The 13,065-nt window shown below is 61.5% G+C and carries 13 protein-coding genes; 5 read left to right on the top strand and 8 right to left on the bottom strand.

What is annotated here, in order from left to right; genetic code table 11:
• Complete coding sequence (locus tag BN3002_RS08625; RefSeq protein ID WP_058237494.1) at nucleotides 1-1,410, bottom strand: GntP family permease; 1,410 nt, start codon at nucleotides 1,408-1,410, stop codon at nucleotides 1-3.
• 12 nt (nucleotides 1,411-1,422) lie between these two features.
• The gene (locus BN3002_RS08630; RefSeq protein WP_058237495.1) at nucleotides 1,423-1,944 is read right to left on the bottom strand and encodes a gluconokinase; all 522 of its coding nucleotides are present in this window, start codon (nucleotides 1,942-1,944) and stop codon (nucleotides 1,423-1,425) included.
• Nucleotides 1,945-2,072: 128 nt separating this feature from the next.
• Here BN3002_RS08630 and purB point away from each other — a divergent pair, with 128 nt between their 5' ends.
• Nucleotides 2,073-3,527: an adenylosuccinate lyase gene (gene purB, locus BN3002_RS08635; RefSeq protein ID WP_058237496.1), complete on the top strand. Its 1,455-nt coding sequence runs from the start codon at nucleotides 2,073-2,075 to the stop codon at nucleotides 3,525-3,527.
• Between the two features lie 12 nt (nucleotides 3,528-3,539).
• On the opposite strand, the gene BN3002_RS08640 is transcribed toward purB, so the two are convergent.
• Together BN3002_RS08640 and BN3002_RS08645 are read right to left on the bottom strand one after the other, a co-directional pair.
• The gene (locus tag BN3002_RS08640) at nucleotides 3,540-4,070 is read right to left on the bottom strand and encodes a hypothetical protein (RefSeq protein ID WP_058237497.1); all 531 of its coding nucleotides are present in this window, start codon (nucleotides 4,068-4,070) and stop codon (nucleotides 3,540-3,542) included.
• On the bottom strand, nucleotides 4,057-5,475 hold the full coding sequence (locus BN3002_RS08645; RefSeq protein WP_058237498.1) for an alpha/beta hydrolase family protein: 1,419 nt from the start codon (nucleotides 5,473-5,475) through the stop codon (nucleotides 4,057-4,059). Before BN3002_RS08645 ends, BN3002_RS08640 begins: the two co-directional genes overlap by 14 nt.
• 79 nt (nucleotides 5,476-5,554) lie before the next feature.
• On the opposite strand from BN3002_RS08645, the gene BN3002_RS08650 reads away from it, so the two are divergent.
• The 4 genes from BN3002_RS08650 to BN3002_RS08665 all read left to right on the top strand — a co-directional run bounded on the left by BN3002_RS08650 (nucleotide 5,555) and on the right by BN3002_RS08665 (nucleotide 9,256).
• Nucleotides 5,555-6,289, top strand: a complete 735-nt coding sequence (locus tag BN3002_RS08650; protein ID WP_058237499.1) for a transaldolase family protein — start codon at nucleotides 5,555-5,557, stop codon at nucleotides 6,287-6,289.
• A gap of 125 nt (nucleotides 6,290-6,414) precedes the next feature.
• Nucleotides 6,415-6,696: a metal-sensitive transcriptional regulator gene (locus tag BN3002_RS08655; protein WP_058237500.1), complete on the top strand. Its 282-nt coding sequence runs from the start codon at nucleotides 6,415-6,417 to the stop codon at nucleotides 6,694-6,696.
• A gap of 11 nt (nucleotides 6,697-6,707) precedes the next feature.
• Nucleotides 6,708-6,947 carry a heavy-metal-associated domain-containing protein gene (locus tag BN3002_RS08660; RefSeq protein WP_058237501.1) on the top strand — a complete coding sequence of 80 codons (240 nt, stop codon included), beginning with the start codon at nucleotides 6,708-6,710 and terminating at the stop codon, nucleotides 6,945-6,947.
• Between the two features lie 8 nt (nucleotides 6,948-6,955).
• Nucleotides 6,956-9,256 (top strand): heavy metal translocating P-type ATPase, encoded by a 2,301-nt coding sequence (locus tag BN3002_RS08665; protein ID WP_058237502.1) that lies wholly within the window; start codon nucleotides 6,956-6,958, stop codon nucleotides 9,254-9,256.
• Here the strand turns inward: BN3002_RS08665 and BN3002_RS08670 are convergent.
• From BN3002_RS08670 to BN3002_RS08685, 4 genes are read right to left on the bottom strand one after another with little or no spacing between them, the layout of a single operon-like run.
• Nucleotides 9,180-9,989 (bottom strand): glycosyltransferase family 2 protein, encoded by an 810-nt coding sequence (locus BN3002_RS08670; RefSeq protein WP_257525587.1) that lies wholly within the window; start codon nucleotides 9,987-9,989, stop codon nucleotides 9,180-9,182. The genes BN3002_RS08665 and BN3002_RS08670 overlap by 77 nt on opposite strands.
• A gap of 39 nt (nucleotides 9,990-10,028) precedes the next feature.
• Entirely contained in the window at nucleotides 10,029-10,880 is an 852-nt protein-coding gene (locus BN3002_RS08675) for a DUF5926 family protein (RefSeq protein WP_058237504.1), read from the bottom strand.
• Nucleotides 10,881-10,897: 17 nt separating this feature from the next.
• Nucleotides 10,898-11,560 (bottom strand): HNH endonuclease family protein, encoded by a 663-nt coding sequence (locus BN3002_RS08680; protein WP_058237505.1) that lies wholly within the window; start codon nucleotides 11,558-11,560, stop codon nucleotides 10,898-10,900.
• Nucleotides 11,561-11,609: 49 nt separating this feature from the next.
• Nucleotides 11,610-13,064 carry an amino acid permease gene (locus tag BN3002_RS08685; RefSeq protein WP_257525588.1) on the bottom strand — a complete coding sequence of 485 codons (1,455 nt, stop codon included), beginning with the start codon at nucleotides 13,062-13,064 and terminating at the stop codon, nucleotides 11,610-11,612.
• Between the last annotated feature and the right edge of the window lies 1 nt (nucleotide 13,065).

The raw sequence follows: 13,065 nt of genomic DNA on the forward strand, positions 1-13,065 counted from the left end.
CTAGAAGGCTCCCAGTGGGATGGCGATAACGATGACGCACAGCAACGCGACCACCGACAGGATCGTTTCCATCAGCGACCACGTTTTGAACGTCTCACCCACCGTCATGCCGAAGTATTCCTTGACCAGCCAGAACCCAGCGTCGTTGACGTGTGAGAGGAACACGGATCCGGCGCCGATGGCGAGCACCAGCAGTGCAGCGGCAACGGGTGAAATGTCGGCTGCCATAGGTGCCATGATGCCGCCAGCGGTGATCGTGGCAACTGTGGCCGAACCCGTAGCCAGACGCACGGCGACTGCCACCAGCCAGCCGGCGATCAGGATCGGCATTCCCATCTGCTCAATCCACTGGGCGATGACCTCGGCAATACCGGATTCGACCAGCGTTTCCTTGAAACCGCCGCCGGCACCGACAATGAGGAGGATGGATGCGACCGGGGCCAGCGAGGAGCCCACGATGTTGGTGACTTCCTGTGTGGTGCGGCCGCTCATGCGCCCCAGAACGACAATCGCATACAGCACGGTCAGCAGCAGCGCCACGATCGGTTCACCGACGAATGTCAGCAGTTTGAAGATGATGGAGTCCTCGTGCCCCATCATCACCATTTCGACCACGGTGCGCAGCAGCATCAAGATCACGGGCATCAAAACTACGGAGATTGCCACACCGAATGATGGGCGGTGCCCTTCGCGCTTTTCGGTTTCAGAGGCATCGCCCAGAACACTGGCGGCTTCGCGCGGCACCCACTTGACCATCACCTTCGCCGCCAGCGGGCCGGAAATGATGACTGTGGGCACAGCGACGAGGAGGCCCAGGCCGAGTGTGATGCCGATATTCGCATTCAGTGCGTCAATCGCGATGAGTGGCCCGGGGTGCGGAGGCACGAGTCCGTGCAGTGCCGACAAGCCAGCCAGTGCAGGAATCCCGACCGCTACGACCGGCAGTTTGGCGCGGCGCGCAACGAGCATGACCACTGGGATCAGCAGCACGATGCCGACTTCAAAGAACAGCGGGATACCGACGACGAAGGCGACCAGTGCCATAGCCCACGGCAAGCGGTGCGGAGCTGTCTTTTCAAGGACAGTGTCAACGATCTGGTCAGCGCCGCCTGAGTCGATCAGGAGCTTGCCGATGATGGCGCCGAATGCGATCAGGACGCCCACGCCACCGACGGTGGATCCGACGCCCTTGGTAAATGCGGTGAACGTGTCGGTCAGCGGGATGCCTGCAATCAATGCGAGGACAGCGGATCCGAGTGTCAGCGCGAGGAATGGGTGCATTTTGCGCCAGACGATCAGCACGATGATCGTGGCGATACCGGCCAGTGCCGCTACCAGCAGCTGCGCCACACTGTCCGTGTGTTGCACACCGTCCGCGGCTCCTGCCATGGGGATGAGAATCTGATTCATCGGTTTGGCCCCTTAATCAATCAGACCCTGCTCACGCAGGGCATTCACTGTGGCATTGAAAGTCTCGTCGATATCTCCCAGCGCTGAGATCACTACGCCGTCCTCGTCACTTTCGAGGTCTTCGAGCGTGGCAAACTGTGAAGGCAGCATATTGGGCTTCATGAAGTGGTCACGGGTCGCCATGCGCTCTCGGATGACATCTTCCGGCACGGTCAGATGCACGAAAAAAACGCGTCCTTGCGATTCGCGCAGCAGGTCACGATAGCTGCGTTTCAACGCGGAGCAGGTGACGATCGTTGATTGGCCATTTCTGGCGTGATCGCTCATCCAGTCGCGTATCGAACGCAGCCACGGCCAACGGTCCTCATCGGTGAGCGGTGTGCCCGCACTCATCTTGTCGATATTCGCCTGGGGGTGGAAATCATCCGCCTCGGCTGCTGGCCATTTCAGGAAGTCGGCCATCTGCTGAGCTGCAGTGGTCTTTCCGCATCCGGCAACTCCCATGAACACCAGGTGCACTGCCTCGTTACTCATCTTCCTCCACCCCATTGTCTGTGAACAATCGTTCAGAACTAGCCTACTGATTCTACTGTTCGTGCAACGATTAAACGTGTGAATTGCGGGCAATACGTCGATTCGGTGCGATTGCGTAGAATAAGGCCATGAGCGATACGTGGTCAACTCTTTTCAATCCGGAATCCGGCTATACCGACCTTGCGATGGACACACCCCTGTCCCCTCTGGATGGGCGCTACCGCGCAGCCGTCGCCCCTCTGGCAAACACGCTGTCTGAGGCAGCGTTGAACCGTGCGCGCGTCCATGTGGAAGTTGAATGGCTCATCTACCTGATGGACCACGAGGTTCTGCCCGGCGCTCCCACACTGACCGATGCGGAACGCGCCTATCTGCGCCGCCTGGCCGTCGATTTTGGGCCGGAAGACATTCATCGTCTCGCCCGCATCGAAGCTGAAACGCGCCACGATGTCAAAGCGGTCGAATACCTGATCAAAGAGCACTTGGATCAGGCGCCAGACGAGCTGGGAGATTCCACCTGCCTGCCGGACCTGCACGAAGTGGTCCACATTTTCTGCACCTCCGAAGACATCAACAACCTCGCGTACGCGCTGACTGTCGCCGCGGCTGTCACACACACGTGGCTACCGGCAGCCCGCCAGCTCATTGAGTCACTGCGTGCCATTGCGCGCGACGGTGCCGACGCGCCGATGCTGGCACACACCCACGGTCAGCCCGCCACTCCCGTGACAATGGGCAAGGAAATGGCGGTCTTCATTCACCGCCTGAACCGTCAGATCGACCGCATTGAGAAAGCCGAATACCTCGGGAAGATCAATGGTGCGACCGGCACGTGGGCGGCACACATGGTGGCCGTTCCCGGTGCCGACTGGCCGGCGCTCGCTCAGGGATTCGTCGAGTTCCTCGGCTTGACATGGAACCCGCTGACCACGCAGATCGAATCGCACGACTGGCAGGCCGAGCTGTACTCGGACGTCGCCCGTTTCAACCGCATCGCGCACAACCTGGCGACGGATTGCTGGTCGTACATTTCGATGGGCTACTTCCACCAGAACCTTGCTGCCCAGGGGTCTACCGGCTCGTCCACCATGCCCCACAAGGTCAACCCGATCCGATTTGAAAACGCCGAAGCGAACCTGGAAATTTCGTGCGCGCTCTTCGACACGTTGGCGGCCACACTGGTGACATCGCGCATGCAGCGCGACCTGACGGATTCAACCACGCAGCGCAATATCGGTGTCGCTTTCGGACATTCGCTGCTGGCACTGGATAATCTGGTGCGCGGCCTGGCCGGACTGGACATCAACCGTGAGCGCATGGCTGCTGACCTGGATCAGAACTGGGCTGTGCTGGGTGAAGCCGTCCAGCAGGCGATGCGCGCTGCTTCCATTGCGGGCGCAACCGGCATGGCCAACCCGTATGAGCGCCTCAAGGAGCTCACCCGCGGGCACACAGTCGGCGCCGACGAAATGCGCACATTCATCGCCGGCCTGGGATTGCCGGGTGAGGTCGAACATCGCCTCCTGGACCTGACCCCCGCCACCTACATTGGCCAGTCCGAAAAGATGGCGGGCTGGGAGTAGTCCGTCCACGGTTTACGGCCGCCAGGCAGGGTCAGCGTCGGGTGCGCCGAAACGCGCATACAGTGCCGAGGGTGTCGCGGTTTCCTCACTGAATCCAACACTGGTAACGTCGCATCGCACTTCGCCTGCTGAATCCGTGACGCAGGCGCGCACCGCCACGGGAGCCAGCTCCGGGTTGTCCCATGCGCACCGCACCGCATCTTCGAGCTGTTGGCGCGCCTGATCTTCACTGTCGTCATCACACACGATGCGCATGTCAATCAGAGGTGAGCGGCCGAACCCTTCGTGCACACGCACATCCAACGACAGGTGCGCTCCCATCATGTCCGGCATGCGCTCAGTCAGCCACTGCTGCACGCGGTGCCCGCGACCCGCCCGTTTCGGCGGTTTAAGAACATCCAGCGCGGCGCTGACCCCCCGCGCTCCGGCGGTGAGCACACTGATCAGCACAGGGTTGTCGATCTGTGGCAGACGGCCGCGTCGCCCTCGTCCATGCCCCTTATTGACGGGGGTGGGTGAGCCTTTTCCCTTACGCCTGCGCATGTGTCCTCCTCAACGCTGAAAAGTCGATCAATGGGTTGGGCTGCCACTGCCAGTCACTGCCCACCAGGTCAGATTCGGGTGCGTCGAGCACGACGTACTGGTCCCACGTCGGCTCTTCGACGGTTTCGAGTACGTCCTGCCACACCTCATGGAATGTGGTGTGCACGGATTCCCCCTCGCGCGGCAGGAATTCCTGCAGGCGGTCCACGCATTCCGAGGGGTATCCGTGTCGGACGACGCTGGCTCGCCGCTCCAGCAGACGCACCGTGTCGGTGTAGATCGTCGATGAATGCGCGTAGTACAGCGGCGACTGACGCGGCCGCACCAGGTTTCGGTGGATCGTCACCCGCTGGTCGGGGGTCAGTGCGGGTGTGCCGTCCAGGGCTGGAATCACGTCCTGGTCGTGAGCAATCGACACCATCGTCACATCGGGGCGAATTTTGATGCGCCGGCATGGTGATCCCATCGTCATCACGCCGCTCACGCGCATACCCGCCTCATCCGGGTCCATCGACGCCAGGGCTGCTGCCACCATGCCGCCCTGAGAGTGGCCGCAGATCAAGACGCGTTCGGCCGGCCAGTCATCCTGGTCTACACCGCTGCGTCGCATCGCTTCATGCACCGCCTTGACCGCTCCGATCCGCACGGCTGAAGGCAGGAAGAGGACTTCGCGGATATTCGATTCCGTGTCGGCAGGGTTCGGAGTCGATGTCGGGTCAAGGTGCATGGTGCCGGGGATGGCCACGATCCAGCGTCGCGCGTCGCCCTCGCCCACGCGCACCACCTTGACCATCTGCCCCATCGACCCGCAGTAGTACATGTCGTCGATGTCGGCGGCGATGTCACCCAGTGACGAGGGTGGCTGCCTTCTGCGCAGTTGCGGTGTGGGGTGGCCGGGCGGAACGGTCGGCGTACCGTCGTCACTATCGAGGATCACCGCGGTGTGAACCGCTCCGCCACGAAAATACCCGGTCGCTGTGCCAACAGTCAGTGCGATCACCATCAACGCTTCATATCCGCGTCGCGGAACCAATGGCAACATGGCGCGCGCACGCCCATCACAGTCGGTGTGCGTGGCGATCCGCGCCTTCAGATACAGTCGGCCAGCGTCGGCCACGCGGCGCGCAGCAGCGGCTCCTGCCCGCACCAAAAGCGTGTCCAGGCCCGGTTCATCGAAGAAGATCCGCTGGAAGCGTTCAAGTATTTCCGACCCCATGCGCTCGGAGGCCACCCTCAGCACTTTCTGTGCATCCTTCGGCACGAAGCGCGCATCGGAGAGCAAGTCGGCACCGGCTGCCAGAGCAATGGCCGGAATCATCGGCACAAGTTTCATGCGCACGTAGGTCGGCGGATAAGACTGCGGCACACGTTTGAGTGGATACCACCTGTCTTCGCTGCGACCCATATGTGTAGTCTGGCACGTCCCATTTATTGATGCCTGCCGAATCGTACAATGGGGTCAGGCTACGAATTCAAGGAGAATCATGCTCATTCTGATCGATCACGCCAATATTGACCTCATTCGTGAGACTCTCGATTACCTTCCCATCGACGGCGTGACTACGAACCCCACCATTCTGGCGAACGAGGGAGGCGACCCGCTGGAGGTTCTCCGTAAAATCCACTCGGTTTTGCCGGAAGGCTCGCAGCTGCACGTGCAGGTCGTGTCCCATGATCGCGAATCCATGGTGGCCGAGGGGCGCGCGCTGCGTGCGGAGTTCGGCAAGCACCTGCATGTCAAGATTCCGGTCACCCATGAAGGCTTCGCCGCGATCAACATGCTGGCCTCGGAGGGTATCCCGGTCACGGCAACGGGCGTCCACTCCACCCTGCAGGGCTTCATGGCCGCTCAGGCCGGTGCGCGCTATGTTGCGCCGTATGTGAACAGGATGGATAACTTCGGTATCAACGGTGTGCGTGTAGCAACCGAAATTCATCAGATCCTGCGCACCCATCACCTGCATGCGGATGTGCTGGCCGCTTCCTTCAAGAACTCCGATCAGGTGCTGCGCCTGGTTGAGGCCGGTATCGGCGCGATCACTGCCGCTCCGTCCGTGCTGGCTGCGTTGGTGGCCAACCCGATCACGGATGTGGCGATCGCCGCTCAGGATGCTGATTTTGCCCGCCAGGTCGGCGGCGAGGAGACCTTCAGTGATCTGATTGCTCTGGCTCACCAGCGTGACCAGCAGTCGCTCAAGGTCGCGCAGCCTGAGCTGTAACCTTTTTCCTTCACGCGCGCCGTGACCGTCAGTGGTCGTGGCGCGCGTTTTACTATCGGCGCACCCCTTGACACTAATACCCCCTAGGGGTATTGTCGTGCTGGTAGACCTGAGAGGAGACCTCAATGCGCGGATACTCAGCATCAACCCAGCAGTACCTCACCCGGCTTCGCCGTATCGAAGGTCAGGTGCGCGGCGTCCAGCGCATGGTCGAGGAGCAGGACTACTGCATTGACGTACTCACGCAGATATCTGCCATTCAAAGCGCCCTTGATTCAGTCGCCCTCGGCCTCGTTCACGACCATCTGGGCCACTGTGTCCTCGACGCCGCCAAGCACTCTCACGAAGCTGGCGAAGAAAAAATCACCGAAGCGATCAACGCGATCGCACGGCTCGTCAAATCCTGAAAGGACTCATCATGGCACTCGATCGAACTGTTGAACTCTATGTCGACGGCATGACCTGTTCCCACTGCGTCGCATCCGTCACCGAAGAACTCAAAGAGGTCGAAGGCGTATCCAACGTGGAGGTCATTCTCAAGGCCAACAAGACCTCACTGGTCACCGTCCACACGCAGACCGGCGTAGATGACGACGCCCTCAAAGATGCCATCAGCGAGGCCGGATACACACTGACTGAAATCAAGCGAGACTTCTAAGGAGCTATATGCACAGCGCGCTGGATCGCGCACAAGACCTCAGGCGCCGCCTCATCGTCACCGCGCCGCCCACACTGGTCGTTGCCACCGTTTCGATGTTCCACAGCCTGCATTTTCCGGGCTGGCAATGGGTGGTGGCCATCCTGTCACTACCTGTCGTCACATGGGGCGCGTGGCCCTTCCACCGCTCAGCCATCCAGGGTCTACGCCACGGCACCACAACAATGGACACACTGGTGTCCCTGGGCGTGACCGCTTCAACTGCGTGGAGCCTGTGGGCACTGCTGTGGGGCGGCGAATCCGCGATACTCTATTTCGAGGGCGCCTGCGTGATCGTCCTGTTCCTGCTGATCGGGCGCTATGCGGAGGCGCGCACCAAGCATCGGGCCGGCGACGCGCTGCGCTCACTGCTCTCAATGGGCACCACCACAGCGCACCGCATTCTGCCTGACGGGACGCGCGAGGACGTCGACAGCGCTGACCTGCAGGTCGGAGACATGTTCGAGGTTCGTCCCGGCGAATCCATCGCAACAGATGGGCGCATCATCTCAGGCGAATCCGCCATTGACACGTCGATGCTGACCGGCGAGTCCGTTCCACGCGATGTTGCTCCCGGTGACGATGTAGCAGGTGCCACGATCAACACGTGGGGCGCTCTGGAAGTGGAAGCCCGCCGAGTTGGATCCGACACCGCGTTGGCCAAGATCGGCCGCATGGTCAGCGAAGCTCAGGCCACGAAGGCACCGATCCAGCGCCTGGCCGACACGATCAGTTCGGTTTTCGTGCCGGTCGTGCTTGCGATTTCCGCGGCAACACTGATCGGCTGGCTCATCTTTTCTGGCGACGTTCAGGCCGCGGCCACCGCCGCCGTTGCCGTGCTCGTGGTGGCCTGCCCGTGTGCGCTGGGACTGGCCACACCCACCGCCCTGCTGGTCGGCTCAGGGCGCGCCTCCCAGCTGGGCATCGTGATCCGCTCAGCTGAAATCCTCGAAGAAACCCGCAAGATCGACACGATTGTGCTGGACAAGACCGGCACGGTCACAACCGGCAACCTGGCCGTCGAACACGTCGAGTCAAGCGATCCCGACGTCACGCTCGCCCTCGCAGCCGGTATCGAGGCACGCTCTGAACACCCGATGGCGCGCTCAATTGTGCGCGCCACACAGTCCCGCTCACTCACGCCCGTTGCGACTCGCCGCTTCGTCAACCATTCCGGCATGGGTGTCTCAGCTCTGATCGACGGCGGTTTGGCTCTGGTGGGCAGGCCCGAGTGGTTCACGGGGCTGGGTATCAGTATTCCCGAGGACATCGTGCGCACTGCCCGATCGCGTTGCGCAACGCCCATCGTGGTGGCCAGCGTTCCAGGGTGGGATGAGTCGCCCTCGACAATCCACGCCGACGAAAGCGACGCTGAGAGCCCGGTCCGTGTTGACATGGCGGTGGGCGGAATGACGTGCGCGTCGTGTGTGAATCGTGTGGAACGCAAGCTGGGCAAACTTGATGGAGTCGAGGCGCACGTCAACCTGGCGACCGAAAGCGCATCGATTCTGCTCACCCGCGACCACGGTGACGATGAGTTGGTGCACGTTGTGGAAGCTGCCGGGTACCAGGCGCGTGTGCGCTCGCGCACCAGTGAGACTGCCGAGCCGTCTGCACCAAGTATTGGCCGCCAGCTGGACGCACCACTGACCGGGGCGCAGGTGCATGGTGTGATCGTATTGCGCGACCAGGTGAAGGACTCGTCAGCTGAGGCAATCGGCCTGTTCCGCAACTTGGATATTGAGCCGATCCTGCTGACCGGCGACAATCAGGGTGCTGCTGACGTGGTAGCCGACCAGGTCGGCATTTCCCACGTGATCGCTGATGTGTTGCCGGATGACAAGCGCGATGTCGTGAAGCGCCTGCAGGATGAGGGACGCGTTGTGGCGATGGTGGGTGATGGCGTCAACGACGCTGCGGCGCTCGCTCAGGCGGGACATCGCGGGCTGGGTATGGCGATGGGATCCGGAACGGATGTGGCGATCCAGGTTGCTGACATCACGTTGGTGTCCTCGGATCTGCGCGCAGCCGCCACCGCAATCGACCTGTCACGGCGGACACTGCGCGTCATCCGGCAGAACCTGGTGTGGGCGTTCGGCTATAACGTGGCTGCCATTCCGCTGGCTGTCGCAGGACTGCTCAACCCGATGATCGCAGCCGGCGCGATGGCGTTGTCATCGGTGTGCGTGGTGACTAATTCTCTTCGTCTGCGTCGGATTCGCGCCCTGGGGTCTCGTCAGCCCGATGCGGATACGGGTCACCCAGCTTAAACGCGCGGCTCTCGGAGCGCCTCAAAGGCGAACGCGTCAGCACGCGTGGCCCGCGTTCGGTCAGCGCCACCAGCGTATCGATCAGCTGCTGTGGTTTGTTGAGTTCACCGAGGGTGCGATCTCCACCCAAGTGGACGAATGCGCACGGCAGCTCCACCATGGTGAACCCTTGCATCAGCAGGTCGATCGTCATCGCGGGTTCCAGCCCGTACCCGTTGGCGAAAGGCATGATGGCTGTCAGCGCTTCGCGCGTGATGCAGCGATTTTCGGACATGGGCGATTCAGGTGCCCACCCTGTTGCGCGCCGGATGGCTCGACGCGCTATCCGTGCGGCGGGCAGGCGGCGACTGGATTTCTCACTGGCGCAGGCACAGTCCGCCATCCCGGTCATCACTGCTTCGACCAGCACGGCGGCTTCGACGGCTGATTCGCCCAGGTCGGATGAGAGGAAGAGCAGGAGGCGTGGTGGCCAGTCGGCGCGGTCACGCATCGCTGCGACTTTCACGCCTGTCTCCATCGCGGATGCGCGTCCACGCGGCACTGAGTGTCGAACAACGACGGCACCTGCCATTCGCGCGTGCGCGCCTGTTTCGTCAGTGGAGCCGTCATCGACGACTATGAGCAAATCGACTGCGGGAATGGCGCGGCAGGATCGGACTGTGGAGGCAATGTCATGAGCATCGTCGTGCGCCCAGATGATCGCGGCAACGCGTTGGGGTCCCGAATCGTTCACGCCCACAACTTTACTCCGACTTTGCCTCTTCTTGTACCTCTACCGGATGGTGACTTGTCGAGAAACAAGCCCCTGTTTGGCTCGACGCTCGTCATGTGTCAGAGCTTCGGTCGCATTGAGCGCGTCCTCAAGCTTGCTGATGAAGTTCTGCGCAGGCTTGGACACGTCATCAGAGCTGACTCCTTCTGCCAGTTCGAACACGGGGATGGCCAGCCCGCAGGCGCGGAAGGCTCCGACAAAGCGGGAACCCTCCCCCACGTGGGCATCTCCGGCCACCTGCATACGTGCCAGCGCGGTAAAGAGCTTGTTTTCGTCCTCATCGGTCACGTAGCGCACGAAGTTGCGGTTCATTTCGCACCAATACATGCCGGGCGCTCCCGGGACTTCCTGCGTGGGGATCAGTTCGTTGCGTGTCTGCTCCATCGTGGAGCGGATGTCCTCGGACATTTCTTCGGTCGGGTCGAACCAGAATGAGAAATCGTCGCACAGTTCCATCGGTTCGGCGCTTTCCAGCAGTTCCTGCAACCTGGGTGCGGGGTCACGCACGTCAAAGGCAACGATACCTTCGTCTTTCGCGTCGAGGGCGGCTTGCAACGCGCCACCCACATCGTGAGACAGGTCGCCGGAATGGAATCGCGTTTGCATGCCCACCATGATTCGGCCGTCACCGCGCACCATGGCACCCTGCCCGTCTGGCAGCAGTGAGACTATGTCGAATTCGACGCCGTCCGTCGTGCGGGCACTCATGCGCGCACACGGAATGATTTCCCTCATGGCGACCAGGTCGCTTTCGCATGGAAGCCCGTCAAAGGGTCGTTCCACGAAGCGGATCGGCGGACGGTACGTGCTGCGTCCGGGTTGTACTTTTTTACGACGGCTTGCTTTACCCATACGCACAACAATACTGGCTAACAGTGTGCGAGCGCATGTGCCATTGCATCGTGTTCCGCTCTGGTCACCGTGAGTTTCCACTTGGCTTTCACCGCGATCTGCCGCGTCACGTATTCGCAGCGGAAACTGCGGTCAGGTGGCAGCCACTGATCAGCTGAAGCAGCCATCTTGTCCTGGTTGGCCTGTCCGTCAACTGCCAGGAGATTGTCCGGGTCGTTGGCGAAGGCCTGCCTGCGGGCTGTGTCCCATTGCCAGGCTCCCGATCTCCATGCGTCGGCAAGCGCCACGACGTGATCGATCTGCACCAGTGTCGACGTGTCCTGACCTCGCTGAAATTCGATGACCTTGCCCGTGTAGGGTTCTGCCAGTGTTCCGCTGAGCACCACACAGTCGCGAGTATTCGGCTTGAACGTTGGCCGCGCGAGGTCACGGGCCAGAATGTCGTTACGAGTGTCGCACCCGTTATGGTCCTCATCGGCCCACTTCTGACCAAACTGGTCCCGGTTGTAGTCAGGGGCGCCCTCGTCACTGCGTACGATCAGTGTGCGAAGCTGGTCACCGGCGGGACCGGCGGGAGCTTCGACTCGTGGGGCGGGTATGAACAGCCACAACACCCACGCCAGCAGCACAATGACTGCCAGCGCGATGATGAAATCGCCGATGCTGAATCGCCCACGCACCTACTCATTATGAGCATCACGTCGGCACCTGCCCGACTTATCCACAGGGCTAGCGCCGCGCCAGTTTTTCGCGGATCCAGTAGATCCCCATGATGATCAGCATCAAGCCGAGCATCGAGATCAGCTGCGGGCGCGCAGAGGGGCTCAGAGCCATGAGCACACCCATCACGGCCAGGCCAGCCAGAGCCAGATACCCCGTCCACGGCCAGCCGGGCATGCGGATCGGCAGGTCATGATTTTCACGCAGGATTGGGCGCAGACGAATCTGCGAAATGATGATGAAGACCCACGCAATGAGCAGCACCATGCCGATCGCGTTGATCAGGATCCCCAGAATCGCCTCCGGCAGCCACCAGTTCAGACCGACCGACACCAGGGCGAGGATGACTGACAGGCTGACGGCTCGGCGCGGGGTTCGCCCTCGTGCAATATCACCGACTGCAGTCTCTTCCGCCATGACGGCCTCAAGATCACGCTTTGAATCGCCGGTGACCACATGGGCGAGTGCGTCCGGCGAATCCGATGCAGTTGCCGACCCGCCCAGCAGCCACGGTGAGCCCATGCCGCGAGCGCACAGCGAGTAGGCCATACGCGACGACGAGTAGACGTTGGCTGAAAAAGCGCTGACGAGGGCCACGAACACGATGATTTCCATGATGCGGCCGACAGCTGGGATACCCGCCATGTTCAGCACCGTTGCGAACGGGTTGAGCACCATGTCAGGCGAGTTCCACGGCAGCAGGCAGATCAGCAGTATCACCGAGCCGACGTAGAACACCAGGATGCGCCACAGTACTGAGCGAATCGCCTTGCTCATGGCGCGCTGCGGGTCTTCCGCTTCGGCGGCCGCAATCGTCACAATCTCAATGCCGCCGAACGATGTGATGATGGCGAGCAGGCCGGTTGCGATGCCCGCCATGCCCAACGGTGCGAACCCACCGTTGCCAAGGACGGTTTCCATCACCGGGGCGGTCTTGCCGGGAATGAAGCCGATCAGCAAACCGACGCCGATCAGCAGGAACATAATGATGGCTGCGACTTTGATTCCGGCCAGCCACGCTTCGACCTCACCGAAGTCACCGGCTGCCATCAGGTTGACTCCGCCGAGCACCACCACAATGACGAGGGCGACGATCCACTGCGGGACCGCAGGGAACCACTGCACGAAGATCTGTGCGGCACCTGTGATTTCCATGCCGAGCACCATGATCAGCATGAACCAGTACATCCATCCGACCGTGAACCCGGCCCACCGTCCGATGCCGGCTTCGGCATATGTGGAGAACGATCCGGTCGACGGCAGCGCGGCTGACAGTTCCGCCAGCGAGTACATCACAGTGATCGCGATGAGCGCTGCAATCAGGTACGACACAAGAACGGCCGGTCCGGCCGATGCAATGGCCTGCCCGGTCCCCAGAAAGAACCCAGCACCGATCGCTGAGCCAAGAGCAATCATTGACAGGTGGCGCGTTTTGAACCGGCGCGGTTTTCTGGTTTCAGTCATA

This window comes from Actinomyces ihuae (genome assembly GCF_001457875.1).
GTDB classification, from domain to species: Bacteria; Actinomycetota; Actinomycetes; order Actinomycetales; family Actinomycetaceae; genus Pauljensenia; species Pauljensenia radingae_A.

Excerpts from the sequence above, each read along its gene's own strand:
- BN3002_RS08625 (WP_058237494.1), bottom strand. The coding sequence starts at position 1,410 with ATGAATCAGATTCTCATCCCCATGGCAGGAGCCGCGGACGGTGTGCAA.
- BN3002_RS08630 (WP_058237495.1), bottom strand. The coding sequence starts at position 1,944 with ATGAGTAACGAGGCAGTGCACCTGGTGTTCATGGGAGTTGCCGGATGC.
- purB (WP_058237496.1), top strand. The coding sequence starts at position 2,073 with ATGAGCGATACGTGGTCAACTCTTTTCAATCCGGAATCCGGCTATACC.
- BN3002_RS08640 (WP_058237497.1), bottom strand. The coding sequence starts at position 4,070 with ATGCGCAGGCGTAAGGGAAAAGGCTCACCCACCCCCGTCAATAAGGGG.
- BN3002_RS08645 (WP_058237498.1), bottom strand. The coding sequence starts at position 5,475 with ATGGGTCGCAGCGAAGACAGGTGGTATCCACTCAAACGTGTGCCGCAG.
- BN3002_RS08650 (WP_058237499.1), top strand. The coding sequence starts at position 5,555 with ATGCTCATTCTGATCGATCACGCCAATATTGACCTCATTCGTGAGACT.
- BN3002_RS08655 (WP_058237500.1), top strand. The coding sequence starts at position 6,415 with ATGCGCGGATACTCAGCATCAACCCAGCAGTACCTCACCCGGCTTCGC.
- BN3002_RS08660 (WP_058237501.1), top strand. The coding sequence starts at position 6,708 with ATGGCACTCGATCGAACTGTTGAACTCTATGTCGACGGCATGACCTGT.
- BN3002_RS08665 (WP_058237502.1), top strand. The coding sequence starts at position 6,956 with ATGCACAGCGCGCTGGATCGCGCACAAGACCTCAGGCGCCGCCTCATC.
- BN3002_RS08675 (WP_058237504.1), bottom strand. The coding sequence starts at position 10,880 with ATGGGTAAAGCAAGCCGTCGTAAAAAAGTACAACCCGGACGCAGCACG.
- BN3002_RS08685 (WP_257525588.1), bottom strand. The coding sequence starts at position 13,064 with ATGACTGAAACCAGAAAACCGCGCCGGTTCAAAACGCGCCACCTGTCA.